Source organism: Enterobacter sp. BRE11 (assembly GCF_031844285.1).
Classification (GTDB): domain Bacteria; phylum Pseudomonadota; class Gammaproteobacteria; order Enterobacterales; family Enterobacteriaceae; genus Pantoea.
Genome location: NZ_JAUZUX010000004.1, coordinates 34,881 through 60,985, shown reverse-complemented (window position 1 = coordinate 60,985; position 26,105 = coordinate 34,881). Strand labels below are relative to the sequence as shown.

Annotated in this window: 26 protein-coding genes and 1 pseudogene; 13 read left to right on the top strand and 14 right to left on the bottom strand. The window is 59.2% G+C overall.

Annotated elements, in window-relative coordinates; translation table 11 throughout:
• Positions 1-13 precede the first annotated feature (13 nt).
• On the top strand, positions 14-1,294 hold the full coding sequence (locus tag Q9R34_RS05470; RefSeq protein WP_485892692.1) for an MFS transporter: 1,281 nt from the start codon (positions 14-16) through the stop codon (positions 1,292-1,294).
• 286 nt (positions 1,295-1,580) lie between these two features.
• On the opposite strand, the gene Q9R34_RS05465 is transcribed toward Q9R34_RS05470, so the two are convergent.
• The 5 genes from Q9R34_RS05465 to Q9R34_RS05445 form a co-directional block, all read right to left on the bottom strand.
• Positions 1,581-1,829, bottom strand: coding sequence for an ElaB/YgaM/YqjD family protein (locus tag Q9R34_RS05465; protein WP_033747813.1), 249 nt, complete (start codon positions 1,827-1,829; stop codon positions 1,581-1,583).
• 336 nt (positions 1,830-2,165) lie between these two features.
• A complete protein-coding gene (locus Q9R34_RS05460) occupies positions 2,166-2,855 on the bottom strand; it encodes a DUF421 domain-containing protein (protein ID WP_485892691.1) in 690 nt (229 codons plus the stop codon).
• 187 nt (positions 2,856-3,042) lie between these two features.
• The gene (locus tag Q9R34_RS05455) at positions 3,043-4,056 is read right to left on the bottom strand and encodes a zinc-dependent alcohol dehydrogenase family protein (protein WP_485892690.1); all 1,014 of its coding nucleotides are present in this window, start codon (positions 4,054-4,056) and stop codon (positions 3,043-3,045) included.
• 181 nt (positions 4,057-4,237) lie between these two features.
• Positions 4,238-5,446, bottom strand: coding sequence for an aldose 1-epimerase family protein (locus tag Q9R34_RS05450; protein ID WP_485892688.1), 1,209 nt, complete (start codon positions 5,444-5,446; stop codon positions 4,238-4,240).
• A gap of 420 nt (positions 5,447-5,866) precedes the next feature.
• Complete coding sequence (locus Q9R34_RS05445; protein ID WP_434125370.1) at positions 5,867-7,120, bottom strand: MFS transporter; 1,254 nt, start codon at positions 7,118-7,120, stop codon at positions 5,867-5,869.
• 437 nt (positions 7,121-7,557) lie between these two features.
• On the opposite strand from Q9R34_RS05445, the pseudogene Q9R34_RS05440 reads away from it, so the two are divergent.
• Positions 7,558-9,520, top strand: a pseudogene (locus Q9R34_RS05440) (methyl-accepting chemotaxis protein).
• Between the two features lie 166 nt (positions 9,521-9,686).
• Positions 9,687-9,893: a DUF2767 family protein gene (locus Q9R34_RS05435; RefSeq protein ID WP_103795540.1), complete on the top strand. Its 207-nt coding sequence runs from the start codon at positions 9,687-9,689 to the stop codon at positions 9,891-9,893.
• Positions 9,894-9,960: 67 nt separating this feature from the next.
• Here Q9R34_RS05435 and Q9R34_RS05430 read toward each other — a convergent pair whose 3' ends face one another.
• The 3 genes from Q9R34_RS05430 to Q9R34_RS05420 are packed head-to-tail and all read right to left on the bottom strand — an operon-like array spanning position 9,961 to position 13,603.
• Positions 9,961-11,550 carry a hypothetical protein gene (locus Q9R34_RS05430; RefSeq protein ID WP_485892685.1) on the bottom strand — a complete coding sequence of 530 codons (1,590 nt, stop codon included), beginning with the start codon at positions 11,548-11,550 and terminating at the stop codon, positions 9,961-9,963.
• A gap of 12 nt (positions 11,551-11,562) precedes the next feature.
• On the bottom strand, positions 11,563-12,366 hold the full coding sequence (locus Q9R34_RS05425; protein ID WP_434125375.1) for a nucleotidyltransferase domain-containing protein: 804 nt from the start codon (positions 12,364-12,366) through the stop codon (positions 11,563-11,565).
• Between the two features lie 13 nt (positions 12,367-12,379).
• Positions 12,380-13,603, bottom strand: coding sequence for an RtcB family protein (locus Q9R34_RS05420; RefSeq protein WP_485892684.1), 1,224 nt, complete (start codon positions 13,601-13,603; stop codon positions 12,380-12,382).
• 191 nt (positions 13,604-13,794) lie between these two features.
• On the opposite strand from Q9R34_RS05420, the gene rtcR reads away from it, so the two are divergent.
• A complete protein-coding gene (gene rtcR / locus Q9R34_RS05415) occupies positions 13,795-15,369 on the top strand; it encodes an RNA repair transcriptional activator RtcR (RefSeq protein WP_485892683.1) in 1,575 nt (524 codons plus the stop codon).
• Between the two features lie 2 nt (positions 15,370-15,371).
• On the opposite strand, the gene Q9R34_RS05410 is transcribed toward rtcR, so the two are convergent.
• Both Q9R34_RS05410 and Q9R34_RS05405 read right to left on the bottom strand, forming a co-directional pair.
• Complete coding sequence (locus tag Q9R34_RS05410) at positions 15,372-15,935, bottom strand: hypothetical protein (protein WP_485892681.1); 564 nt, start codon at positions 15,933-15,935, stop codon at positions 15,372-15,374.
• A gap of 62 nt (positions 15,936-15,997) precedes the next feature.
• Positions 15,998-16,327, bottom strand: a complete 330-nt coding sequence (locus Q9R34_RS05405; protein WP_485892679.1) for a hypothetical protein — start codon at positions 16,325-16,327, stop codon at positions 15,998-16,000.
• Positions 16,328-16,540: 213 nt separating this feature from the next.
• On the opposite strand from Q9R34_RS05405, the gene Q9R34_RS05400 reads away from it, so the two are divergent.
• The gene (locus Q9R34_RS05400; protein ID WP_033747773.1) at positions 16,541-16,720 is read left to right on the top strand and encodes a hypothetical protein; all 180 of its coding nucleotides are present in this window, start codon (positions 16,541-16,543) and stop codon (positions 16,718-16,720) included.
• A gap of 37 nt (positions 16,721-16,757) precedes the next feature.
• On the opposite strand, the gene Q9R34_RS05395 is transcribed toward Q9R34_RS05400, so the two are convergent.
• The gene (locus Q9R34_RS05395; protein WP_434125383.1) at positions 16,758-17,114 is read right to left on the bottom strand and encodes a DUF4186 domain-containing protein; all 357 of its coding nucleotides are present in this window, start codon (positions 17,112-17,114) and stop codon (positions 16,758-16,760) included.
• Between the two features lie 97 nt (positions 17,115-17,211).
• Between Q9R34_RS05395 and Q9R34_RS05390 the strand changes: the two genes are divergently transcribed.
• The 3 genes from Q9R34_RS05390 to Q9R34_RS05380 all read left to right on the top strand — a co-directional run bounded on the left by Q9R34_RS05390 (position 17,212) and on the right by Q9R34_RS05380 (position 18,376).
• Entirely contained in the window at positions 17,212-17,436 is a 225-nt protein-coding gene (locus tag Q9R34_RS05390; protein WP_434125384.1) for a YgdI/YgdR family lipoprotein, read from the top strand.
• 121 nt (positions 17,437-17,557) lie between these two features.
• Complete coding sequence (locus Q9R34_RS05385) at positions 17,558-17,941, top strand: hypothetical protein (protein ID WP_434125386.1); 384 nt, start codon at positions 17,558-17,560, stop codon at positions 17,939-17,941.
• A 21-nt stretch (positions 17,942-17,962) separates the two neighbouring features.
• On the top strand, positions 17,963-18,376 hold the full coding sequence (locus tag Q9R34_RS05380) for a GNAT family N-acetyltransferase (RefSeq protein WP_485892677.1): 414 nt from the start codon (positions 17,963-17,965) through the stop codon (positions 18,374-18,376).
• Here the strand turns inward: Q9R34_RS05380 and Q9R34_RS05375 are convergent, their stop codons facing one another.
• A complete protein-coding gene (locus Q9R34_RS05375; protein WP_485892676.1) occupies positions 18,377-19,039 on the bottom strand; it encodes an MBL fold metallo-hydrolase in 663 nt (220 codons plus the stop codon).
• 22 nt (positions 19,040-19,061) lie between these two features.
• On the bottom strand, positions 19,062-19,988 hold the full coding sequence (gene ldcA, locus Q9R34_RS05370; protein WP_485892675.1) for a muramoyltetrapeptide carboxypeptidase: 927 nt from the start codon (positions 19,986-19,988) through the stop codon (positions 19,062-19,064).
• 159 nt (positions 19,989-20,147) lie between these two features.
• Between ldcA and emtA the strand changes: the two genes are divergently transcribed.
• Positions 20,148-20,786 carry a membrane-bound lytic murein transglycosylase EmtA gene (emtA, locus tag Q9R34_RS05365; RefSeq protein WP_434125390.1) on the top strand — a complete coding sequence of 213 codons (639 nt, stop codon included), beginning with the start codon at positions 20,148-20,150 and terminating at the stop codon, positions 20,784-20,786.
• 3 nt (positions 20,787-20,789) lie between these two features.
• Here emtA and Q9R34_RS05360 read toward each other — a convergent pair whose 3' ends face one another.
• Positions 20,790-21,737: a sugar-binding transcriptional regulator gene (locus tag Q9R34_RS05360; protein ID WP_434125391.1), complete on the bottom strand. Its 948-nt coding sequence runs from the start codon at positions 21,735-21,737 to the stop codon at positions 20,790-20,792.
• Between the two features lie 183 nt (positions 21,738-21,920).
• Between Q9R34_RS05360 and Q9R34_RS05355 the strand changes: the two genes are divergently transcribed.
• From Q9R34_RS05355 to Q9R34_RS05340, 4 genes are read left to right on the top strand one after another with little or no spacing between them, the layout of a single operon-like run.
• Positions 21,921-22,862, top strand: coding sequence for a D-ribose ABC transporter substrate-binding protein (locus Q9R34_RS05355; RefSeq protein WP_434125392.1), 942 nt, complete (start codon positions 21,921-21,923; stop codon positions 22,860-22,862).
• Between the two features lie 11 nt (positions 22,863-22,873).
• Complete coding sequence (locus Q9R34_RS05350) at positions 22,874-23,482, top strand: DUF2291 family protein (RefSeq protein WP_434125393.1); 609 nt, start codon at positions 22,874-22,876, stop codon at positions 23,480-23,482.
• Entirely contained in the window at positions 23,479-24,993 is a 1,515-nt protein-coding gene (locus Q9R34_RS05345) for a sugar ABC transporter ATP-binding protein (protein ID WP_485892674.1), read from the top strand. The genes Q9R34_RS05350 and Q9R34_RS05345 overlap by 4 nt, the downstream gene beginning before the upstream one ends.
• Positions 24,994-24,995: 2 nt before the next feature.
• Complete coding sequence (locus tag Q9R34_RS05340) at positions 24,996-26,102, top strand: ABC transporter permease (RefSeq protein ID WP_485892673.1); 1,107 nt, start codon at positions 24,996-24,998, stop codon at positions 26,100-26,102.
• The last annotated feature ends 3 nt before the right edge of the window (positions 26,103-26,105 follow it).

Sequence of the window (26,105 nt, the reverse complement as noted above, 5' to 3'; positions counted from 1 at the left end):
TCAGGAGAGGCCTGTGGAAAATCCTCAACTGCTGGCGCAGCGTCAGCGACGCGCGTTACTTGCCGGTTCGGTCGGCAACTTTATCGAATGGTATGAGTTCGCCGTTTACAGCTTTCTCGCGACGCTGATCGCGCAGAATTTCTTTCAGCTACCCGGCGCTTCGGCGCTCAGCAGCCTGATCCTGACCTGGGCCTCCTTCGCCATCGCCTTTTTCTTTCGTCCGCTGGGCGCCGTTATCTTCGGCCGCATCGGCGATCGGATCGGCCGCAAGCCGACGCTGATCGCGGTGCTGCTGCTGATGACGCTGGCGACCACCCTGATCGGCCTGGTGCCGACCAGCGCCGCGCTCGGCATCGCCGCGCCGCTGATCCTCACCGGCTTGCGTATTCTGCAGGGGCTGTTCGCGGGCGGCGAGTATGGCGGCGCGGTGGCGCTGATGACCGAATTCGCGCCGCCGGGCAGGCGCGGGCTCTACGGCGCATGGCAATCCTTTACCGTTGCGCTGGGGCTGCTGGCGGGCGCGGGCGTCGTGGCGCTGCTGTCGGGGCTGCTCAGCCCCGATAGCATGCTCGCCTGGGGCTGGCGCGTGCCTTTCCTGCTGGCGCTGCCGCTCGGGCTGATTGCGCTGTGGCTGCGGCTGAGCATCGAGGAGACGCCGAGCTTTATTCGCCAGCACCAGCAGACCCGTCCGCAGGCGAGCGCCGCGCAGACGCTGAAAATTATCCTGCTGGCGATTGCGCGGGTGATGCTCTGGTCGGCGGCGGGCTATACCTGGCTGGTGATTATGCCCAGCTATCTGCAGGCGGCGCTGCATACCGGCTTTGGTCAGGCGCTGCTGAGCGCGGTGATCTCTAATTTGGGCTTTGCGGCCACCATTTTACCGGCCGGCTGGCTCAGCGATAAAATCGGCCGCCGCCGCGTGATGCTCACCGCCAGCATCTTGCTGCTGCTGCTCGCGTTTCCGCTGCTCAACCTGTTGCAGGCTGACACCACCTCGACCGCGCTGCGCGCGCTGGTGGTGTTTATCGCCGGCGGCATTGTCGGCATGCTGGCGGGGCCTGGCCCCGCGATGCTGGCGGAGATGTTTCCCATCCATGTGCGCTACACCGGGCTGGGGCTCGCCTATTCGCTGTCGAACGCCATCTTTTCAGGCTGTGCTGGCCTGATTATCACCGGTCTGATGAAGCAGACCGGCAATCCTGATATCCCGGCCTGGTACATGATGGCCACCGCGCTGGTCACTATTCCCGCGCTGATGACGCTGAAAAACAGCGAGGCTCAGCAGCGGCTGTAGCCTCTACATCAGCGCAATGCCGAACCGTTTTAACAATCGTCTGTTTTGAGATAAGCCAGAGCACGTTTTTTCCTCAAAGAGCCTGAAAAACGCCGACGGTTAGCGGCAGGTGAACCGGCAATATGGCGAAGTCAGGCGGTCGCGAGAAAAGAGGATGACAGCTTTTACCCTGTACGGGAACTGGAAAGCGCGATGCGGAGTAGATAGAGAGAAGGGAGCCTGACTGACGGGAAGGGACAGGCGTCCCTTCCCGTTCTTTCCGCGTTATGCGGAAAGCGGCGCGGGCTTATTTACGCCCCAGCAGGAAGCCGATAAAGACGCCGACGCCAGCGGCGACTGCCAGACCGGCAAGCGGGTTTGACTGGACCTGGTCTTTAATGGTGTCTGCCGCATCGCGCGCAGCGTAGGTCGCCTGGTTGGAATAACGACGTGCGGCACCGCGAACGCGATGACGCGGTGAATCGGTGGCTTCGCCCCATTGCTGCTCAGCGGCACCAGCAACTTCTTTAACGGTATCTTCGATTTTTCCTGACATAGTTCGTCTCCTTTGAGTTGGCGTTCACTAAAAGCGTAGCAAAGCCCGGCGGTTATGCTGGAGGCTTACGATTTTTTCATCTTATGACGCAAGCTGACCAACCGGGCCGCTGCCGCCCGGCGCACCAGCAGGCTGTTGCCCGCTGGTGCGCATGTGGCGGCGCTGGCGCGGTGTGCGAACGTGGCGCGCAGGCCGTAGCGGTATGCGCGCCGAGCCGAGTAAAAAAATCATTACCAGCTGTTTCACAAGCGCCGTCTGGCTAAAAAAGCGGCTGAAAGCGTCGCGGGAGAGGGTCCGGCGGGCCAGGCGAGGCACCAGGAGCAAGCGGCCCGCGGTTTATGTCCGACGCGAATGCAGCGCCAGCGACCATATATCCCGACCACATTCGGGGCAGTTACCTTTGTCACCGCGATGCATCTGCTGGGTCAGGCCGCAGCGCTTACAGGCATATAAGCCGTCCTGAGGGATTAAGGTGAAGCAGGGGCGATGCTCAGCCGGCAGAACGGACAGACCGGGCACGACATCTTCGTCTCGATAGAAATAGAGGCTGAGCTGGCCATCCACTTCGACCAGTCCCAGGCGAATCTGACCAAGATGTTCTGCGCCCACATGGCGCAGCTCCATTAAAAACTCATCTTCAGAAATATTGAGTTTGTCGAGATTGCTGGAGACATACTTCCCCTGGGAGATAAGGGTGACGACGTTTCCCTCAATCAGGGTCGACAGCGTGGTCGATCGCGACATAGCCCAGGTCGTCAGACGGTAAAGCGCGAGCAGCACGATAAAAACCATGATGACGGGCAGCACCGGCACATCGTCATAAAATGTCACGTCACCAGAAGCGGAGCCCAGCGTCAAAATAATGACCACCTCGAAAAGCGACAGCTGCTGAACACCTCGTCTGCCAGAAATTTTGAGGAAAATAAACACCACGCTGTAGGCAATAAACACGCGAATGACGACTTCAAAAAGAAAGGTATAAGGCAGGTCGTTAATCAGAAACTTATGAAAATCGAAGTCGGCCATCTTGTCTCCTGTTCACGGTTACTGATTGTCCCGGAGCCGGTAGTCTGTCAACTGGCGTGGCCTCTGGCGAAGCGGGGTAATGGCGCGGGATAAGAGGGATAGCTTCGGGCACCAGCACGGCCCGGCTAAAGGGCGTGCAGGTGCCATTACAGCAGGGCGATAAGGGCGCGCGCAATGGCCTGCGCTATCACCACTCGACGCAAATTTTGCCCAGATGGGCGCCGCTCTGCTGGTAGCGAAAGGCGTCGCCGAGCTCGGCGTATTTGAAGGTCCGGTCAATCACCGGCTTCTTGCCCATGATCTCCAGCGCCTTCACAAAATCGACCTGGTCCTGGCGGCTGGCCACAATCAGACCTTTAAGCTGGACCTGTTTCGCCAGCAGGGAGAGCACGGAGATGTCCGCTTTATCGCCGGAGAGAATGCCGATCTGCGCAATATGGCCGCCGACTTTAACCGCCTTCAGGGATTCATTCAGGGTGGCCGGACCGCCCACTTCCACGACGTGGTCGACACCGAACCCCTGCGTCAGCGCGAGCGCTTTGTCGCCCCATTGCGGCGTGGTTTTGTAGTTGATGGTTTCATCGGCGCCCATCGCCCGTACGGCGGCGAGCTTTTCGTCAGAGGAGGAGGTGGCAATCACCCTGGCGCCCATCGCTTTGGCGATCTGCAGCGCCGCGATGGAGACGCCGCCGGTTCCCTGCACCAGCACCGTTTCACCCGCTTTAAGCTGACCATCTGTGACCAGCGCGCGCCAGGCCGTCAGGGCGGAAGTGGTGATGGTGGCAGACTCGGCATGGCTCCAGCCTTGCGGCGCATGGGTGAAGGCGCTTTCCGGACGAACAACATATTCGCTCGCCATGCCATCGATGCCGTCGCCGGGCGTATGGGCAAAGTTGCCTGCCGCGGGCAGCGGTTTGCCTGCCGGCCAGATGGGGAAAAAGGTAGAGACAACGCGATCGCCAGCCTTGAACGCTTCAACGCCTTCTCCTACTTCTTCCACAATGCCTGCACCGTCTGACAGCAAGATGCGACCATCCTGAGTAGGGAACTCTCCGCTGGCCACAATCAGGTCGTGAAAGTTAAGCGAGCTGGCTTTAATCGCCACCCGAATTTCGCCTTTGCCAGGCCTGCCGGGGTCGGCAATATCAGTCAGGGTAATGTTTTCCAGACCGCCGGGCGCCTTGAGCGTAACTGCTTTCATCGTGATCTCCTGTAAAAGCGTAGGTGTTAACGGATAACCGGTTAATTAACCTAATAATAGAAACACTTTATTGAACAGGTGACCTTTTGTGACTCAGAAAAGCGTCCTGAGGATCCTGAACGCCGCGTTCAGGCGTCCTGTAAAAGGGCACACCGCAGCGATGGCGATCTGCCCGCCAGCCTTACTCTACGGCGATGGGTTTCTCATCCACCGTGGGCTGTTCATCGCCCTGAATCTGCTTAATGCGCTGTTCGGTTGCGTTAACCGCGCTGGCGCTGCTCAGCAGGGTATAGGTCAGCTCAAAGGTGGTGCTTTGGCCCGGCGCTAACTGCTTCACGCGACCCTGCTCTTTTTCAATGGTGACTGGGTAGGCGTAATTGGTGCCCGGCTCAATGCCGGTGACGTAGCCCTGTTTCAGCGTATCCGTGTTCTTCCACATCGTCAGCAGGGGAAGCTGGTGGGTATCGAACTCAATCGAGGCGCCTTTATCGCCTTTGCTGTTGATCACCGCCGCCAGCGTTTTGCCGCTGCTGTCCGCTTTTGGCACCAGGTTAAACACCATCTCGTCGAAATCTTTGGTCGGCGCGTCGTAAATATTCCAGGCTTTCAGGCCGCTTTTTGCATAGTCATTAAAAGGCGAAACCGACTTCAGCGGGGCGATAAAGCGCGCCGCTTCTTCCAGAATCGGCGTGCCGAAGTTGCTGTGATAAATAATTTGATAGTCATGCGGATAGTCGCCGCGGTTGGTCAGCACGTCATGCAGCGTAAAGGATTTCGCGCCGGGCACATAACGCAGTTCGGTCCAGGTTTCCAGATTCGCTTTTTTAAAGGTGCTTTCTTTCAGCAGACCGCGCACGCGAATTTCATGCGGCGCCTTATCATCAATGACGACTTCAACGCGTGAGGCTGGCGTATTGCCCGCCTTCCCGTGCAGGGTATAGATTCTGCCATCTTTCGTCACGGGATGCCCGGTCCACTCATAGCCGCAGCGCACCATCATTTCATTGAATCCTTCCAGCCAGCCTAATCCGTTGCGGCTTTCAAGATTAATATAGGCAGGGTTGACCACCTCGCTGACCGGCGAATCCCATCCCAGACGAACGCCATCGCCATTTACATGCAGCAAGTCCATACCGCGCGTCGGGCTCAGGGCGATAGTCAGGCCATTTTTGCTGGTGATGGTCAGCACCTTTGAACCTTCCTGTTTGCCGCCGTGCAGGACTTTCTGCTGTAAGCTGAAGTCGTCGCCAGAGAGCTTCAGCGCTTTACTGTCAATCTGCCAGTTTCCCTTGTCCGCACCGGCTTCAGCATCCGTCAGTACCCACGTTTGCGCTGCTGCCTGACCACTGATTACCGCCATAACCATGCCTGCTAAAAGTGCCTTTTTCATTTTATGCATCCCGTTGCTGAATTGATTTAGCTTGAGTCGGCCAAGAGTATTAATTGCGGCCGTATGAAAACGTGATGAGCTTCACCTGACACGATTTTTCATCGGGAGGATGAAATAAATCAGATCTGCGTCACAGCTTTTCGCTTGATAAACCATCGATACAGCGCGCTTTAAGCAGCAGAGAACCGAAAAAGAGGTGTTTTGTTAAATCGTTTCAGCTAAGCAGCCGTTTCCCGGCCGGTTATTTCATCTTCACCTCATATTTAGAAAGCGACTCCAGACAGGAAGGTGATATCTGCCTGCGGCGGTCCGCTTCGTCTTTGGCAAGGGGCATATTACAGGGAGGCTCAGGGGCGGGATCGTTTCGGCCCGTCCACCAGGCAGACGGGCTCGCCGATCGCAGAGGGGTAAGCGACGCAGCTAAACATCCTGTAAACGGCTCAGAATGCTGATCCTGAAGAGGTAAATTAGCGCGCACAGCATCAGGCTAAGCAGGGCGGTGCAGAGAAAGACGCCAGCACCGGTCAGCGCCAGCATAACGCCGCCAATCAACGGCCCGGCCGCGATCCCCAGCGTCGTCAGCATAGAGGCGCCCAGATAGGCGCCTCTGTGCTTTGCCGGCGCCAGCTGATCGAGCAGGATATTCAGGTTCGGCATAAGAATCGCTTCCCCCAGGCTAAAGACGCCGGTCACCGCGAGCCACAGCCAGATTTCCGTTGAGCGCACGGAAAAGAAAAGGAGCTGCGACAGAGCGAAAATAAGCCCGCCCAACAGAATGCGTTTCGGCAGAGTCATCTGCGCCATAAACCGCACAATAAATGTCTGAAACAGCAGCACGGTAGAGGCATTGGTGACCAGTATCAGGGTGATCAGCTTCACTGCCGCGTTGCCGTCAAGCAACAGCAGGTACTGAGGCAGTATCGCTTCATAATGGATAAACACCACGCTGCATAAAATGCTGCACAGCAGCGCTGCCATATAGGTTCTGTCTCTGGCGATAATCGCCACCATCTGATTCAGCTTTACCGGCGGCTCATTGCCAGCCTGCTGCTCGCTCAGCAGTTTGCCCGCCGGGATAAACAGCAGCACGTAAGCGAAAAAAGGGAGGTAGCTCAGCCCGGTGATCAGAAAGGTTCCCTTTTGTGAGGTCAGGCCAAAGACGATCCCCACCAGCGGACCAAACACCGCCGCGACGTTAATCAGGTAGTAGCGCATTTGCAGCGCAAGCGCACGGCGACGGCGATCGCCCAGCAAATCGCTCATCAGCGCGCGCAAAGGGGGATCAACCCACGCAAAGGAGACGCCGGTAATCATCAGGCCAACGATAAACAGCCCCAGCCCGGTGGCCTGCGCCAGGATGATATAGCCTAGCCCGGAGAAGGCGCAGCCCAGCAGCAAAATCACGCGTCGTCCCAGCCGGTCCGAGAGTTGGCCGCCGTACATACCCAGCGCCACCGAGAAGAGCGCGCTGCTGGTCATCGCCATGCCTATGGCGACCGGCGACAGGTGATAATTTTGCGTCATGATGACGGCGATAAACGGCCACGCCATAAAATAGCTAAACCGTATAACAAGCGTAAAAAAGAGCAGCGCATGGACAGCCGCCGGGAAGGATTTTAGCGTCTGGAACAGACCCGGATCTGCACTCGCGGCAGCGGCGTGTTTAATCGGCATACGTTATCCCTGTAATGGTTTTTATTAACACGCTGAAACGCTGATGAACATAACTAACTAAATATTAATAAAATTATTATCTGGCGGCGGCAAGCCAAATGTTACCAGACTGTTTAATTCGTCAGCTTATGATGTGAAGGCGGGGAGGCGCAGAGCAATATAAGGTAAAGCGCGAAGCAGGTAATTAAATGCGGAAGTAACCACTAAAAGCGCGCGCGAATGCCTCTTTCCAATACATATTTAACTCCTCTTATCAGTGATGCCAGTCACATTAATCGCTGAAGCTCTGGCTCTATGGGTCGATAACCCCTTGCTCAGCGCATTTTCTGACGCTGACCAGGGATCATAAGTACTGATTGCGAACGGACCTGCTTTTAGCCCTCCTTTTTTACAACACCAGCCTATGCACAACTTTTAATCACAGTGGAAATAACAATATGTCTGCTCTCAAGGCAATGGGTAAACGCTTTTTCGGTTCAGGTTTCGCAGGCGCGTCTCAGCCCGCCAACAACATTTTTAACTGCGAAAGCCTGCCGGCCTCGCTCGCTGCGGCAGGCCTCAGCCCGCGCGCGGCAGGGGTATTACTGACGTTCGTGCCGCCCGAGGCCGATTTTCAGAGGGTCAGCCAGGCCTGGCAGCGCTTTACCTCGGCGGATTTAACCGTCATTACCCTCTCCTCTAACGGCGCGCTCAGCGCCAGCGGCAGGCAGACAACCTACTGCAAAGGGGATAGCCAGGAGGGAAGCTGGCTCTGGCTGCCGCGCAGCCTGATCGCGGAACATGAAACCCATATCGTTGACCTGCATCTCAGTGACACCCACACGGCGACCGATCGCATCAGCGCGATTGAGCAGGAGCTGGCCGCGCTCAGGCTGCGCATGCCGCTCTCTGCCGATCGCACCTTTGCCATGATCTACTGCGACGGGCTGTCGGCGTCGGAAGGCTTTGATGCAGGCGTGGTACAACAGCGGTCGCTTTCCCTGCCTGGCGATTGGTGGCTCGGCGGGCGGGCGCGTTACCTTTGACGGCACCTGGATCGGCGTAGGCGGTCGCGTGCTGCAGGGGAAAGCGGTGATCGTTTTCTGTCGCATGGCGGCGGGCAAATCCTTTGCGCCTTTTAAAAGCCAGAACTTTGAGCCGCTGAATAAGAGCTGGCTAATTGCGGAAGCGGATCCCGTTACCCGCACCCTGACCTCGGTGTTCAATCAGCAGGGGCAGCAGCAGCCGTTTACCCAGGCGCTGGCGGAACATCTGGCGTGCAACGAACAGCAGCTTACCGAGCGGCTGAAGGGGCTGACCTTCGCCGTTAAGGTGGGCGAGGCGTTCTTTATTCGCTCCGTGGCGAAAATGACGAGCCACAGCGTGCAGTTTTTTTGCGACCTGGAATTCGGCGACCGGCTCTATCTGATGCGCGAAACCGATTTTAAGCAGGCGACGCTGCGCGACTGGCAGGCGTTCACCGCACGCCACGGCAAACCGGCGGCGATCCTGATGAACGACTGCATACTGCGCCGCGTCGGCAACGCCGATCGGCTACACGACGCCCACTTCTTTAAAGGCATTCCCGCCGCCGGCTTCTCCAGCTTCGGCGAAATCCTGGGGGTGCCGATTAACCAGACCCTCTCTGCGCTGGTGTTTTTTAATCACGACGCCAATGCGATGGCGCAATTTCCCGTGGAGTATGCCAGCTATGCGGCGCATTACGCCCAGCGCGCGCTGCGTCGCTGGGAGGCGCTGAACCGCGTGCAGTCCGGCGTGCTGGCGCGCGTGGTGAATTATCAGCAGGAGCTGGCGCCTATCGTGAAGGCGCTGCCGGTGCTGGAGGCGGCGACCCAGAGCCAGAACGAAGCGCTTACCATGGCTGAAAGCGCTATCCGCGCCATCAGCGATCTTGCCAGAGAAAGCCAGCAGGCACAGGGCCGTTTAGGCGAAGGGTTGGACGATCTGGAGGAGATATCAAACGGCATCAATGTCATCACGCATGGCATCAGCAATATCGCGTTCCAGACCAATATTCTGGCGCTGAACGCGGCGGTTGAAGCGGCGCGCGCGGGCGAAGCGGGCAGGGGATTCGCCGTGGTGGCGGGCGAAGTGCGCCGTCTGGCCCACTCGTCTAAAGAGCAGGCGGAAGCCACAGCAAGCAATATCAACGATGCGGTGAGCACCATTTCACGCATTCGCGACGTGGCCACCAATACGGTGCAAACCGCCACCGATATGGCCGAGCGCAGCATCCACGCGGCCGATACCATCGCGGCGATGAGCCATCACACGCGCGAGGAGCGCGCAGACATGACGAAACAGCTGGATAGCCTGCGCACCCTGACCGCTGGCATGGACGCTATGCAGGAAGCGGTGGCGGAGCTGAAAGTGCTGCAAACGCTCTCAACCCGCCGGTAAGGCACAACCGGCGCAGCTCTCTGGAGAAGAGCTGCGCCGATGACGAAGCGAAGCCCTAAGCCTCAGATGCGGTTCCGCCCGCCGCGGGTTTGCGGCGCGCGACGATCCTGACTACTGTTTCTGAATACTCTTTTACGACGACTGGCGAAGCCTGGCAGGAGGAGCGATGAAGCGCGATGCATTAAATGAAGAGGATTACGACGAAGTCTGCCGGGTTATTGGCGATGCGGTGGTGGTGCTGGCTGAATCGGGCCATGAGACCAAACGGGAAGAGATTTCCGCGCTGCTGAAACGCGCGCGGCAGCACCGCTCCCACAGCGAGCGCGATGAGCAGCGGATGCTGGAGCACGCGATCCGTCTGGTTAAGCCTTAAATGCTGGCGGCGCAGCTGCACTTCACGACTGAATAAAAGCCCGCTGAAAGCGGGCTTTGCCTGTCGGTCAGCCGTGTTGGCACAAGCGATCCCGCAGGCCCTTTAGTCGTTGCTGCACTTCTTCGTATGGTTCACTTTCAACGCATTCTTCAATGTAGTGAAGATGAACAGGCAGGCTATTTAGTGGCCATGCTTCAAGAGCATTGAGCGCCATTTGACGGTTTCTTATCACTGGACTCCGGAGTGCTGCTTTAAGTAAAGGCCAGCCTGTTTCCGGAAAGCGCTTTAATTCCTGTAATAGCGAATCCAGATGGCGGTGAACGTTCCATTTGGGTCCTGTACCGCTGCTAAGCGTCGGCCCGCTGGCGAGGGCATTAAGGTCAAACTGCGTCTCAGCCAGAGAACAGACCTGAATAGCCTGGTTGATATCCTCAGTTTGCATAAGTTGAGACCAGAGGGTTGACTCAGGCATATCACGCTGGCGTGCAAACAGGAGGGGAAAGGGATCTTTTTGACGATCGCGGCATACGTCGATCGCCAGATTGAATGCATAACCTTCTTCACCCGCCAGAGTCTGCAGGATGACGTCATCCCAGAGATTTAATGCCAGAATCTCCGCGCTCATTGTCGCCAGTCTGGCGGAGAGTGAGGGAGGGAGCGAGGCTTCCTGCCGTGCCCACTCACCAATACGTTTGGCCGTAAGGTAGTGCAAAGGATGCGCTGGCTGCTGGGCAATCACGTTTTGTAAATAGCGTTGGCAGGTTTCCACCGCGTCGTCATAAACCGACATGCCGGGAACCGAATCTTCATTTAACAAAGCGCACACTATCTCGGCCGCACCCAGTAGAAGCGCATCGTCATGTTCGCTCGCCAGGGCTTTGCACAGTTCGCCGTGAACCGCGCAATTCACCGCAGTGTATTCATTCATAACTGAATTAGAGAACCCTTCGCGTAAAAGCCAGCCGCGCATCTTGTCATCCAGCATCTCAGGCATACGTTCCATTAAATGAACCCGGCCCCAGCCGTCTACGCGTTGTGCCATCGCGAACCAGCGTTCTGCATAGTGCTCTGGAGTGAGCATAGAACGCAGTGCCACAACCGCGTAAAGCGTGAACTCATCGTGGCGTCCCAGCACCTGTAAGAGATCCACGCTTTGCTGCTGCGGAAAGAAAACCAGCAGAGCCATAGCGAACTTTATCGCATTTTGATCCGGACTGCGGGTGCACAGAAATAACAGCAGTGCATTGAGCCGGTCCGCTCGCAGGCCCTCTGCGGTGGGGATAGTTTTTAGCAGCTCATCGATATAATGCAGCGGAGAGCCCTGAATAATTAAGTCATACAGCGCCTGCATCGTTGTTGCATTTGGTTTCCCTGTCGCCTGCTGTAAACGGGACAAAATCTCTTCTGCGCCAGTATCGCCACCGCCTGAGCCGAAGTGATAAATCATGGTGCCTTCAAGCGCGCCCGGCGCCCAGAATACTTCATCCGAGCCCTCCAAAGGCTGACATGGCAGCACGTTATTATCCCAGGGCAGGGGGTGTGCCTGCTCATACGTCTGTTCGAGACGTGCGTAGAGGGAGGGCCGTTGCGCATCCCATACCACCGGAAAAGTCTCTTTTGTTTTGATGTTCAGCAACCTGACAAGCCAGCTTTTCATCTGCATTCCCTTTTAAGTCATCTTGCCCATGACGGTGTTAAACAGCAGTGCATCCAGTAACGCATCATCGCGCTGGTGAGGCGGCGGCGCGAGCGTGGTTTCATCACGCGCCAGCTCATGCTCGATAAAGGCGTGCAGCACGGGGCGGCGCGGCCCAAACTGCGCCTCGCCGGCGCGCTGTTTGGCGCTAAGCAGTGCCGCGATCTCCTCAAGTAACGGTCCCGCCTGCACGGTGCCCGCTAATAACCGATCGAAGCGCATAGGCGGTGCGCCTTTGCCCGCTTCTATCCATCGTACCGCCAGCAGCGGACGCAGCACATAAAAGTACTTTTTCAGCCTGACGGTATCGCTCTGCAAATAGTGATGGAAGTTCTTGTGGGCCATTGAGCGGTAGTGCCAGCGCGCCCGCTCGGGCGAAAAGAAACGCTCGCCGAGCGCCCGCAAGCCAGTCATAACCGCCTCGTCCTGCCGATAGATAACGGGCGAATCGAGCCAGTCGATCAGCGTCGGGTTGGCGCGCTTTAAAAGACCCAGCGCCTTTCGCCACTCCCAGCCGCAGAGATCAAGTTCGGCATCGATGGGCTTTTCAATAACGTCGCGCGGCGACTCAACGCGCAGGTACCATTCAGGTTTGTGCACGTAGAGAAAACGGACATCATAATCGCTGTCCGGGGAGGCGAAGCCCCAGCCCCGGCTGCCTGATTCGCAGGCGAATACTATCCGGATATCGTGCTCAGCTTCCGTTTGCGCCAGAACAGCGCGAACGCGGGCGCGCATCGGTTCGTCAACGCCGTGTAATCCCGTTTCTATTTTCATCCTTCTTTTCCTTTTATCCTTTTACGCAGACCACCTGGCGCAGCGTGTGAACGATTTCCACCAGCGAGGACTGCGCCGCCATCACGGCATCAATGTCTTTGTAAGCCATAGGGATTTCATCTATGACGTCACGATCTTTGCGGCATTCAACGTGGGCCGTGGCGCGGATCTGATCGTCGAGAGTGAAACGATTTTTAGCGGCGGTGCGGCTCATGGTGCGCCCCGCACCGTGGCTGCACGAGCAGAAGCTCTCTTCATTGCCCAGGCCGCGCACGATAAAGCTTTTGGCACCCATTGAGCCGGGAATGATGCCCATCTCGCCCCTTTGCGCCGACACCGCGCCCTTGCGCGTAATCAGTACCTGCTGATTGAAATGCTTCTCTTTCTGCACATAGTTGTGATGGCAGTTCACCGCCTCTTGATGGGTGGCGAAAGGTTTAGTAATGGTGGCGGACAGCGCTGCCAGCACCCGATTCATCATGACCTCGCGGTTGTGGTGCGCATAATCCTGCGCCCAGCCTACCGCCTCCAGATAGTCGTCATAATGACGGCTGCCTTCCCGGAAATAGGCGAGATTGCGGTCGGGAAGGTGGGCAATATGCTGCTGCATATCTTTCTGCGCCAGCGCAATAAACAGGGTGCCGATCGCGTTGCCCACGCCACGCGAGCCACTGTGCAGCATGACCCAGACGCGATCGGCCTGGTCGAGGCAGATCTCGATAAAGTGGTTGCCTGTGCCGAGCGTTCCCAGATGCTGGTGATGATTGGTTTTCAGCAGCTGCGGATAGCGCTCCGTCAGGCGCGTAAACCGTCCGGCCAGTCGCGACCAGTGCGCATCGACGTCAGACGGCGTCTGGTGCCATGCGCCTTTATCCCGTTTGCTGCGGCTACTGCTGCGCCCGTGTGGCACGGCTTGCTCAATGGCGCTGCGCAGGCCCAGCAGGCTGTCAGGCAAATCGGCGGCGACCAGGGAGGTGCGCACCGCAATCATGCCGCAGCCGATATCGACGCCGACCGCCGCTGGAATAATGGCGCCCAGCGTCGGGATCACGCTGCCAATCGTAGAGCCTTTACCCAGATGCACATCAGGCATAACGGCCATATGTTTAAAAATAAACGGCATGCTGGCCGTCTTGAGCAGCTGCTGTTTAGCTTCAGGGTCGACAGGGACCCCTTGTGTCCACATTTTTATCGGCGCGCCCGCGCCAGACTGGAGCAGTTCAAACTGAATGTTCATCATTTTTCTCATCATTTGCTATCGGCGCGACGTAATAGATAGCGAATAGCGTGCCAGAGTGCGCAGCTGGCAAGAAATAAACCTAATCTCTTGTATTTAAAAGAGATGATTTTAAAAGGAAGATTTGCCAGACAGCGTGGAGGCGGATAATCTTATCTTTCTGGACAGGGATTTATACAGCAGGATAAAGTATGAAAAGGCGCGTTGTTATTGGCGTTCTGGGCACGCAGCTCGACAGGCGCGGCAAGCGCCAACATCGCTGGACGAAGTGGCGCCCTAGCGTCGCGTTATGTCAGCACGATGATCTGCCCGTCGACCGTTTTGAACTGCTGCATCAGCCGGGCGACCTGAGCCTGGCGCAGCGGCTGACAGAAGATATTGCCGCCGTCTCGCCGCACACAACGGTGATTCTGCATGAGGTGAGCCTTAACGATCCCTGGGATTTTGAAGAGGTGTACAGCGCGTTTCTCGATTTCGCTACCCGCTATGCTTTCGATACCGAGAACGAAGAGTATCTGGTGCACATCACCACCGGAACGCATGTGGCGCAGATTTGCTGGTTTTTGCTTACTGAAGCACACTACCTGCCAGCCAGTCTGTTACAGACCGGCCCGGGGCGGCAGGGAGAGGCCACGCCGCAGGGCGTCTATTCGGTTATCGATCTCGATTTGAGCCGCTATGCGACATTAACCAGCCGTTTTCAGCGCGAGCAGCAGAGCTCAGTCTCGTTTCTCAAATCGGGCATTGAAACGCGAAACCCCACCTTTAACGCGCTTATCGAACAGATTGAACGCGTTGCGCAACGATCGGGCGCCCCAGTGCTGCTAACCGGGCCAACGGGCGCGGGTAAATCCTTTCTGGCCGGGCGCATTTTCCAGCTGCGGCAGACACGGCATCAGGTGCAGGGAAAGTTTGTGGCGGTAAACTGCGCGACGCTGCGCGGGGATAACGCCATGTCTACGCTGTTTGGCCATGTGAAAGGCGCCTTTACCGGCGCGCTGGCAGCGCGCGCGGGTCTGCTGCGCGAGGCTGACGGCGGCATTCTGTTTCTGGATGAAATTGCCGAGCTGGGGCTGGATGAACAAGCCATGCTGCTGCGCGCGATTGAAGATAAATGCTTTTTTCCTTTTGGCGCAGACCGCGAAGTGAGCAGCGATTTTCAACTGATTGCCGGTACCCACCGGGATATGCGTCAGTGGGTCAGGGAAGGGCGCTTCCGGGAAGATCTCTACGCGCGTATCAATATGTGGACATTCCGGCTGCCGGGCCTCGCTGACCGGCGAGAGGATATTGAGCCTAACGTCGATTATGAACTGCAGCGCTTTATTCGCGACAATCGCAGCCAGATACGCTTCGACAAAGAGGCGCGCGCCCGCTACCTGCGCTTCGCCAGCTCAGAGGCCGCCGCCTGGCCCGGCAACTTTCGTGAGCTGGGGGCGAGCGTCGCGCGGATGGCCACGCTCGCTGAAAACGGTCGCATCACCGCAGCGCTGGTGGAGGAGGAGATTAACCGACTGCAAACCACATGGCAGCCCGCTGAGCAGATGCAGGCCACTCTGCCGGTTGAGCAGGCTATCGACCTGTTCGATCGCGCGCAGCTGGAAACGGTCATCGCCGTGTGCCGACGCTCAGCCTCGCTCTCGGAAGCCGGACGTGAGCTTTTCGCCCACTCCCGCCAGCAAAAAAAGCAGCCCAACGATGCGGATCGCTTGCGAAAATACCTCAAGCGTTTTGATTTAAGCTGGGAGGCGGTGCGGCAGAGATAATGCTACGCCTGCTGGGCCAGCAGCCCCGGCCGGCTGGCGGGGTACCAGCTCACCAGAAAATGCCGCAGATGATCGAGGCACCACTCCGCCTCGTCGCGCTGCTGGCAGTAGTACATCACCGTGATCTTTTCATACTCGCGTGCGCGCTGGCGCAGCGGCGACCAGCCCCAGTCCAGCACGCAGCGGGCGTAGTTGATCAACACGTCTGGCTGCATATCGTGCTGCGTCGCCTGCTCGCGCAGGTAGCGTCCGAACGCCTGGTCGAGCGTCAGCGTCTCTTGCCGATCGACCGGCAGATCGGGACGAAAGGCGAAATCGATAAAGCCGCATACCGCATCGGCGCGCTGCTGCCAGTCACAGGCCAGCGTCATAAACAGCCCATCCTGCAGATTAATCTCTTCCAGCAGACGCCGCAGGTTTGTTGACTGCGTCAGCACCGCAATCTCGTCGATACGCTCGGTCTGCAGTGTCAGATCGATGCCGCACGGGTTGAGAGAGCCGTCCTCGTTACGCGTGGCGGGAAAGGGGAAATCGATGTAGCCGTTGTTGTCCAGTCGCTTTTCCATGGAGGGTGAGCCTGCAGCCTGACGAGCCACGACAATAAACGATCTCGCCGCCGGACGCACGCCTAAGGGCACGTCCAGGTGATCATGGTGTCCTGGTATGGATTGATCAGGCGGAACTGCTTATCCGACAGCCGCTGGGCGTAGTAGCCTTCGGCCGTCACAGCCGAGGGAACATATTTGAAACGATCCAGCGACTGCAGTGTCCCACTCTGCACCTGAACGCCATCGCGGCTGACGGTAAAGGCGCTGACGAGGTCGAAAATCGTCGCCTGAGTCTGCCCCATCGGCTGGCCGTAGAGGGTAGTGACTTCGCCAGCGCACTCGACCCCTTTCGGGCCGGAGGCGCAGCCGGCAAGCAGCGTAATAAAAATGAAAACGGTGAGTCGCAACATATCCTGTACCTGCTTCAATCCCTGGTTATCCCGTGGCGCTGATTTTGACGCGTTGCGTCGCGGCTATTGTGATCATAGCAGGTCTGGCGCGGCGTCCCATTTGTAGTTCGATTAATAGTTAAGCGTTAAACGTGCCAGAGGGTGACTTGAGTAGCACATTAAAGGTATTCTTGCCATCTTTGCGCACCAGTTGGGCGATTTAAGGGAAACTGAATGAAAGAAGAAGAAGCCAGTCTAATGATTATCCGTCATGCGATCGAGAGGCTTGAAGCGGAAAAGAAGCAGCAGGTGATCTCCTGCGTGGCGGCCATCCGCGATGTTATGCAGGGATACGACGAAGAGGACGCCTCGCTGGCGTTAATGCTGGTCGCCGCCGAGGTTGCGGCGGAATAATCTTCAGCCCGGTGCTGCATGATGCGGCGCCGGGCGTTTAGCGGTTCATCTCACTCACCAGCCATCGGTGGATCACGCTGACAATCCACGCCTGCTGCGCGTCGTCCAGCGGCTGGTGAGCCGCGATGCCGTGCCACTTCGCCAGGCAGCCGCGACAGCAGGTCGCCGTAGCGTGCTGGGCAATAAACACCGGATGGCCGCGCATCGGCGTCTGCCTGCCGTCATTCTTCGGCTCCGCCTGCGCCAGACGCTGCGCGACAAAATCAGCCGCATGCCGATCGATCACCTCCGGCCCTTTCGCCAGACAATATTCACGCTCCTTCACGCCCAGATGAAAGCGCCGCCGAAACGGCGACTGCGCCAGCCGCTGAAACAGGGCATCCTGGCGGTCCATACAATCTCCTTTAGGAATCAATGCGTTTTAGGCCTCATCCTGGTTTCGCTTTGGCGAGGCTGTGCTAAACCTAAAGCGAACCCAGGAAGGAGGAAAGATGAAAAAAACAGTTATAGCAATCGGTATCCTGAGCGCGGGCCTGATGCTGGCCGGCTGCGCCAATGACCACGTGCTGCACACCAACGATGGCCGCACCATTGTAGCGCAGGGCAAGCCGAAGGTGGATGACGACACCGGTATGATCACCTACAAAGATGTCTACGGCAAAGAGCAGCAAATTAATCGCGACAGCATCAAAGATATGTCGCAGGTTGGGGAGTAACGACAGCTTTTGTCACACTTCGGCCCGCCCCGCGCGGGCCGTTCCACTTTTTCCCGCCGTCTGATGTGTTACTCTGAGAATTGTTAAACAAATCAGAGCATAACTTCGACGGAGCCCGAAAATGAAAGCCACTCTGTTCACGCTCGGCCTGCTGAGCTGCGCCATTGCGCCCGCCTGGAGCGAAACCCAGTTTCAGATCACCTGTCCCGGCCGTTCCACCATGACCATCTCACGCGCTGCCTATGGGCTGAGCACCTTGACCTGGCCGCAGCACCATTTTCAGATTGCCGCCGGCGAGCAGCACACCCGGCTACAGGGCGGCGACCGCGTCGCCATCACTCGCTTTCGCAACGGTGACCAGCTGATTGTCAATAAAGCGAGCGAGGAGACCTTCTTCGTTTACCGCGACAGCGACCGGCTGTTACCCTGTAGCCGCAGCGAAACGCGCGATGTCGATCAGCTGTCGCTGGAGCCTTACGACGATCGCGCCCACCCGCACTCCTGACCCGCTTTAGCCGGAGAGTCTATGCAACTGAACGTTACCGATGCGGTCACGCATCAGGATCTGGATGAAGTGCGCCTCGGCCTGAACGCCTTCAACAGTCGCTTTATCAATATCGATGAGATCAAAGCCATCGGGGTATTTGTCACCGACGAGCACGGCAAAAAACGGGCGGGGCTGACCGGTTCGACCACCGGCAACTGGCTGCGTATCGATATGCTGTGGGTCAGCGACGCGCTGCGCGGGCAGGGCGTCGGCACGCAGCTGATCAGGGCGGCGGAAGAGGAGGCACGCCGACGCGGCTGCCGCTACGCGCAGGTCGATACCGCCAGCTTTCAGGCGCGTCCGTTCTATGAAAAATTAGGCTACCGCCTGCGTTTCAGCCTGGATAACTATCCGCGTCACCATCAGCGCCACTATCTCAGCAAGAAGCTGTAGTCATAAAGGCGGCTGCTGGCGCATATCCAGCGGCTGCTGCTCCGCCTCGTCAATCGCCGCCAGCCAGCTTTGCAGCGTGACCTCGACCCAGGAAAGATGGCCGCGCGTGGTGCTCATCAGCACCACGTCGGGCCGCAGCGTGCGGTAAAACTCCAGCGACTGCCTGAGCTCGTGCGGATTGCTCTCCGCCACCAGTACCGTGATCCAGCGATGGTGATCGCGCGTCAGGGTGTCGCCGACAAACAGATAGCTGCGGCCAGGCGGTGAATGGTAAAGAAAGCTGCTGCTGCCAGGCGTGTGGCCCGGCGTCGGCAGCAGGTGGAAATCGCCGAAGTGCGTCTCCTGCTGGCTAAAGGTGTCGTCTGGCTCCACTACCCGGCTGACGGGGCCGAGAGAGCGGCTGTGGCAGTAGAGCGCGCTGTTAAAGCGCTGCTGGATCGCCACGGCGCCGGGTGCCGCTTCGTGCCAGTGGGTCAGGTAGTGGCGGATCACGCCGCCCTCGTCGGCCAGCACCTCGTGATCGAGCGGGTGCTCCACGCGGCCAATCAGCAGGTTGCCGCGCGGATGGCGCAGCATAAAGCCGTGCATCATTAAATCATTAACGGCATCTTCCGCCGGAAATTCCGGCGTGGAGATCCACAAATCGTCGTACAGCGGCTTCAATGGCGATCTCCCTGAGAACGGCTTAATGCTCGGGTAATACGGGATGGCCAGTGGCCTGCAGTTCGGCCTGATGGTTCGCCACGCGCAGACGGGCGCGCGCGCCGAGCGGCAGCGTGACGGTATCCGCATCGTGGCCGAAGGCCAGGTCGCTTATCACCGGCAGGCCGGTGACGTCGCGCAGATAGCGCCAGACGCTGGCGAAGTCAAACCCATTGTCGTAATCGCTGAGCGCGCTGCTGGTAAAGCTGCCGGTGATGATAGCGCGCTGCCGCGCCAGAATGCCGCTCTGCTGCAGCTGGATCAGCATGCGCTCGATGCGGAACGGATGCTCATTGACATCCTCGATCACCAGAATGCCGTCGTCGAACTGCGGCAGCCACGGGGTGCCGATCAGCGAGCAGATCATCGCCAGATTGCCGCCCCAGAGCGTGCCGTGCCATTCGCCGGCGTCCGGCGTCTCGCTGCGCCAGCCAACAGTGACTGTAGGCGAAGTCAGCGCCTGCCAGAAGTGCGTCAGGGTAAAATCAGATAAAACCTCCGCGCCGAAATTGCCGGCCAGCATCGGCGCGCTAAAGCTGATAAGGCCGGTCTGCGCCAGCAGGGCGAGCTGCAGCGCGGTGAAGTCGCTGTGGCCGCACAGCGCCAGCGGCTGATTCAGCAGGCGGCGCTGCAGCCCGACGTAATCGATCTGCGCCAGCAGGCGGCTGGCGCCGTAGCCGCCGCGCACCGCCAGCACGATATCGGGCAGCGTCTCAAGCTGCGCCAGCCGGTTGAATTCGGCGAGGCGTTCGGCGTCGGTGCCGGCGAAACGCTGAAAGCGGCGGCCGATGGTTTCCAGATTATCGACCTGATGGCCCGCCGCGCGCAGTCGTTCGACGCCGCGCCAGGCGGCAGGCTGGTTATGACAATATCCGGAGGGCGAAATGAGATGAACGGAACGAGAAATCATAAGGCTATTCCTGCGGTTAGCGGGCGATTAACGGGCCGATAATGACGAAAAGCGCGACGGAAGTCACTGCGCGACACGCTTTTTTACGCAATTAGGATAAACGGTAATTTTGCTGCGGCGCGCGCCAGGTATGATAGCCTGCGACCATACTGCATCAGGATGAAAAAATTGGTGAAATTTCGATACCTTGCCCTTTCTGTGCTGCTGCTGGCGGGCTGCGCCAGCGAACCCTCAAAACAGGTCGTTAAGCAACGCAATACGCCGCTTACTCAGGCGCCGCCGTCGAATATCAACGCCACCTGGGCGATGTTCACCGAAGATGCTGCCAGTCATTATGGCGTTGATGAGAAACTGCTCAGCGCCATTATCACTGTCGAATCGGGCGGTAATCCCGGCGTCGTCAGCCGCTCCAATGCGGTGGGACTGATGCAGATTAAAGCCGCCACGGCGGGCAGGGAAGTCTATCGCATGCAGGGGCGTCGCGGTCAGCCGTCGAACGCTGAACTGCGCGATCCGGCGAAAAATATCGATATCGGCGCCGCCTATATCAAAATCTTGCAGGAGTCGGCGCTCTCCGGCATTCGCGACCCGCTGACGCTGCGCTACGCCACCATCGTCTCCTACGCCAACGGCGCGGGCGCGCTGCTGCGCACCTTTTCCCGCGACCGCGACCGGGCTATCGCCATGATCAACGCCATGTCGCCGGACGAGTTCTACCAGCACGTGCAGAACAAGCATCCCGCCGCGCAGGCGCCGCGCTACCTGTGGAAGGTCACCACGGCGTACCGCACCATTTAACGGCTACTCCACCAGCAGCCGCGCGGTGGGGTAATCGACGATCAGCACGTTGACGTAGCCGCCGCGCAGCGCGCCGCGGATGGCGTGCGCCTTCTCTTTGCCACCCGCCAGCGCCACCACCTGCGGGCAGTTGCGCACCTGCGCCAGCTCCATGCCAATAACCGGATCCTCCTCCGGGCTCAGCACCGGTTCGCCCTGCGCGTCGAAGTAGTGCAGGCAGATATCGCCTACCGCGCCGCGCTGCGCCAGGGTGCGCAGCATCTCCTCGTCATAATAGTTGCCGGAGTTGCGCAGCAGCGCCGACGGCTCCAGATCGCCGATGCCGACGATAGCCAGATCCACCTGATCAAACTTCTCCAGCACCTCGGCAACGTCCGGGTTGGCCGCCAGCCGCTGGCGATCCTGCACCGAATGCTCGATCGACTGCGAGGGCAGCAGCCAGGAAGGGCAGTTCAGCAGCGCCGCGAGATTCTGCGTCAGAATCGTCGCCTGCACGTTGCCGTTGGCGCCGACGCCGCCCAGCAGCTGGATCACCCCTTTGCAGGCGGCGTTGAAGGGGTGCAGCGCATCCACCATGGCGCGGATGGTGCCGCTCCAGGAGGAGATGCCGATCAGCTCGTCGGCGCGCAGCCGCGTCTCCAGATAGTGCGCCGCCGCTGAGCCGATCGCCTGCTTGATCTGCGATGAGGAGGCGTTTTCCGGCACGTCGACCACAATCGCCTGCGGCAGCCCATAGGTCTGCTCGATCGCCTTCTCCAGCGCCGGAAAGATATTGGCGGGCGGCACGACGCTGATCTTCACCACGCCCTCTTTCACGCTGCGGTTGAGAATGCGTGAGACAAACGACTGCGATAACTTCAGCATCTGCGCGATATCTGACTGTTTCATCCCTTCGCTGTAGTAAAGCGTGGCAATCTTCACCATCAGCCGTTGCTCATCCTGTTTCGCCATTCATCCTTCCTCTCTGTGTCGGCCTGGTATTGTTAACCAGGATGGGGGAAATCACAACGCGGGACATTTTGTGATCCTTTTCGCTTTTTAAACAATCGGGGTTGCGCGCCCGCCTGAAGCAGGTGCATAGTCATCTTGCATATAAAATCGCAATTGAATATTTATTCAAGCGGAGAATAACTGATGAACGTACCTCTCGTCAAAATTACCCTACTGGCTTCACTGATGGCTCTCTCGACCGCCGCGCTTGCCGCCGATAAAGGCCTGCTGGCGATCATCACCCCGTCGCACGATAACCCCTTCTTTAAGGCGGAAGCGGACGGCGCGCTGGAAAAGGCTAAGGCGCTCGGCTACGCCACGCTGGTGGCGTCGCACGACGATGACGTGAACAAACAGAACCAGCTGATCGAAACCGCCATCGCGCGCAAAGCCAAAGCGATTATTCTCGATAACGCCGGGGCGGACGCCACCGTCGGCCCGGTGCAGAAAGCCAAAGATGCCGGCATTCCCACCTTTCTTATCGACCGCGAAATCAATAAAACCGGCATCGCCGTGGCGCAGATCGTCTCCAACAACTATCAGGGCGCGCAGCTCGGCGCAGAGAAGTTCGCCAAACTGCTGAACGGCAAAGGTAGCTACGTCGAGCTGCTGGGCAAAGAGTCCGACACCAACGCAGGCGTCCGTTCGCAGGGCTATCACGACGTGCTGGATGACTACCCCGACATGAAGATGGTGGCGCAGCAGAGCGCCAACTGGAGCCAGACCGAGGCGTTCAGCCGCATGGAGACCATCCTGCAGAAGAACCCCAACATCGTCGGCGTAATCTCCGGCAACGACACCATGGCGCTGGGCGCGGAGGCGGCGCTGAAGGCGGCGGGCAAAACCAACGTTATCGTGGTGGGCTTTGACGGCAGCGACTACACCCGCGACTCCATTCTTAACAAAGGCAACATCAAGGCGACGGTGCTGCAGCCGGGCTGGGCGCAGGCGCAGATGGCGGTCGAGCAGGCGGACTACTACCTGAAAAACGGCAAAGCGCAGAAAGAAGAGAAGCAGCTGATGGACTGCGTGCTGATTGACGACAGCAACGCGTCGAAGCTGAAAAACTTTAACCTGGCGAAGTGACCGGAGGCGGCATGAAACGGACTGGGGCCCTTCTGGCCATCACCCTGGCGTTCGCAGTAAGCGGCTGTACCGTGGTGGATCTCGACGCCAGCGGCAATCCGATCATGCCGAAAGATCCCCATGCGAAACCGAGCTACAGCAGCCAGACGCCGCAGCAGATCGCAGAGTCGAGCTGGCAGAGCCGGGTGCTCGACGCCGCGCAGCAGCGCGCCATGAGCTGGGCCGATATGGAGACCAAAAGCGAGACGGTGAAGGCGGGCGGCAGCGAAAGCGTCTTTGTGCGCGCCAGCGGTATGGTCGAGGCGGTGGACGAGAGCAACAGCCGCGAGCGCACCCTGACGCTGACCCTGAACGGCAAGCCGGTCAAAGTGAGCCTCGGGCCGGTGATCCGCAGCAACGCGCTGCGCGATGCGGCGGGTTTCCGCTTCGAGGAGTTCACCAATCAGGTGCAGTACGCGCAGCTGACGCGCGCGCTTAACCGCCACGCGGTGCAGCAGCTGCCGAAGGTCGACGCCAGCTGGGTCGGCAAACCGGCGCAGGCGCTGCTGGCGGTGGAGATGGGCCACGGCGTGGTCAACGACGTGATGGCGGTAGCGCTGAAGCAGGGAGGTGCGCCATGAGCGACGACATCATCCTGCAGGCCAGCAATATCACCATGCTCTTTCCCGGCACGCTGGCGCTGGACCGCGTCGACTACCGCGTCTGGCGCGGCAAGGTCAACGTGATTATCGGCGAAAACGGCGCGGGCAAATCGACCCTGATGAAAATCCTCGCCGGGGTGCAGCAGCCCACCAGCGGCGAGCTGTTCCTCAACGGCGAGAAGGTGGTGCTGAGCAGCACGCGCGCCGCCGCAAAGCTCGGTATCGGCATGGTGCATCAGGAGCTGAACCTGTTTGAAAACCTGTCGGTGGCGGAGAACATTTTTCTTGGCCGCGAGCTGCAGCGCGGCATTCGCCCCATTAACGAAGCGGAGCAGGAGCGCCGCGCCGCCGCGCTGATGGCGCGCCTTGACCAGCCGATTTCGCCGAAAGAGCCGGTCGGCAATCTCAAGGTCGGGCAGCAGCAGCTGGTGGAGATCGCCAAGGCGCTGGCGGAAGACGCCGATATTCTGATCCTCGACGAGCCCACCTCGGCGCTCAGCAAAACCGAAGTGGAGATCCTGTTCCGCGTCATCCGCGAGCTGACGCGACAGGGCGTCACCCTGATCTATATCTCGCATCGCCTCGAAGAGCTGATGGCGATCGGCGACGTGATCACCATTCTGCGCGACGGCCGCTTTCAGGCGGAAGCGCAGGTCAGCGATATCGATGTGCCCTGGATCGTGCGCGAAATGCTCGGCAGCGAGCCGATGAGCAACTTTCTGCCGGACGGACGCACCTTCGGCGCGGCGGTGCTGGAGGCGGAGCACATTACCTGCGTCAGCCCCAACGGCAACACCCTGGTGGACGACGTCACCTTTAACGTGCGCGCCGGGGAGATTGTCGGCATCTACGGGCTGATGGGCGCGGGGCGCACCGAACTCTTCGAGTGCCTGCTCGGCAGCGAACGCAACTACCTGGGCAAAATCTGGCTCGACAGCAAGCCGGTGCCGACGCGGCTGCCGCCCGCCGAGCGCATTCGTATGGGCATGAGCCTGGTGCCGGAAGATCGCAAGCGCGCCGGCATTTTCCCGGGCTCCTCGGTGGCGAGCAACCTCACCATCGCCAGCCTGTGGCGCCGCCTGACGCACCGCTTCGCCATTGCGCAGCAGGAGGAGCGCGCAGCGGTGACGCGCACCGTCGGTAATCTGGCGATCAAGATCTCCTCGCCGGAGGTGGCGATCAGCGCCCTGAGCGGCGGCAATCAGCAGAAGGTGGTGATTGGCCGCTCGCTGCTGACCAACCCGCGCCTGCTGCTGCTGGACGAACCAAGCCGCGGCATCGACGTCGGCGCCAAGGGGGAAGTGTTCCGCATGATGGTGCAGCTGTCGGAGCAGGGCATTGCGGTGCTCTTCTCCACCTCCGATCTGAAAGAGATCATGGCGGTGGCCGACCGCATCCTGGTGATGTCGGGCGGCAAACTTACGGCTGATATTCTGCGCGGCGACGCAGAAGAGTCAGCGCTGGTAAAAGCAAGCGCACAGGGGTTCTGAGCATGAAAGGCAATAACGCTATGACGATGGCAGTGCAACCGGCGAAGGCGTTCAACTCGCGCGAAAGCATTATCCTGCTGCTGCTGAAGCTGCGCACCTTTATCGCGCTGTTTTTGATTGTCGGCTTCTTCGCCATCACCGTGCCGGACTTTCTCGCGCTCGGCAGCCTGGTGATTATGGTGAAGCATATCGCCATCAACGCCTTTCTGGCGCTGGGCATTACCTTCGTGATTATCACCGCCGGTATCGACCTCTCGATCGGCGCGACGCTGGGGCTGTGCGGCATGATCGCCGGCTGGCTGATCACCAAAGGGATCGTGCTGCCGATGTTCGGCATCGCCATCTTTCCCAGCGTCTGGGTAATTGTGCCGCTGGTGCTGCTGGTGGGCGGCGTGATTGGCGCGGCCAACGGCTGGATCATCACCCGCTACAACGTCGCCCCCTTTATCTGCACGCTCGGCACCATGTATATCCTGCGCGGCGCGGCGATGCTCACCTCGGGCGGCGAAACCTTCCCCGGCTTGCAGGGCAATCCGCTGCTCGGCAACACTGGCTTCGACCGCATCGGCGCCGGATCGCTGCTCGGCCTGCCGTACGCCATCTGGATGATGATCGTGCTGGCGCTGGCGATCGCCTATATCGCTCGTCGCCTGCCGTTCGGCCGCCAGGTCTACGCCATCGGCGACAACGAGCGCGCCGCGGAGCTCTCCGGCGTCAAAGTGAAGCAGGTGAAAATCTGGGTCTACACGCTCTCCGGCTTCTGCGCGGCGATAGCGGGCATCGTGGTGTCGTCGCAGCTGGTCGCCAGTCATCCGGCTAACGGCACCTCGTTCGAGATGAACGCCATTGCGGCGGTAGTGCTGGGCGGCACGTCGCTGGCAGGCGGACGCGGCACCATTCTCGGCACCCTGGTCGGCGCCTTTGTTATCGGCTTTCTCGCCGACGGCCTGATCATGATGGGGGTCAGCGAATTCTGGCAGATGGTGATCAAGGGCATCGTGATTATCATCGCCGTCATCATCGACCAGATGCAAAACCGCATGCAGCAGAAGGCGGCGGTGGTGGCGCAGAAGGCGCTGATCGAGGAGGGCGCAGAGGCAAAAAGTTAATCG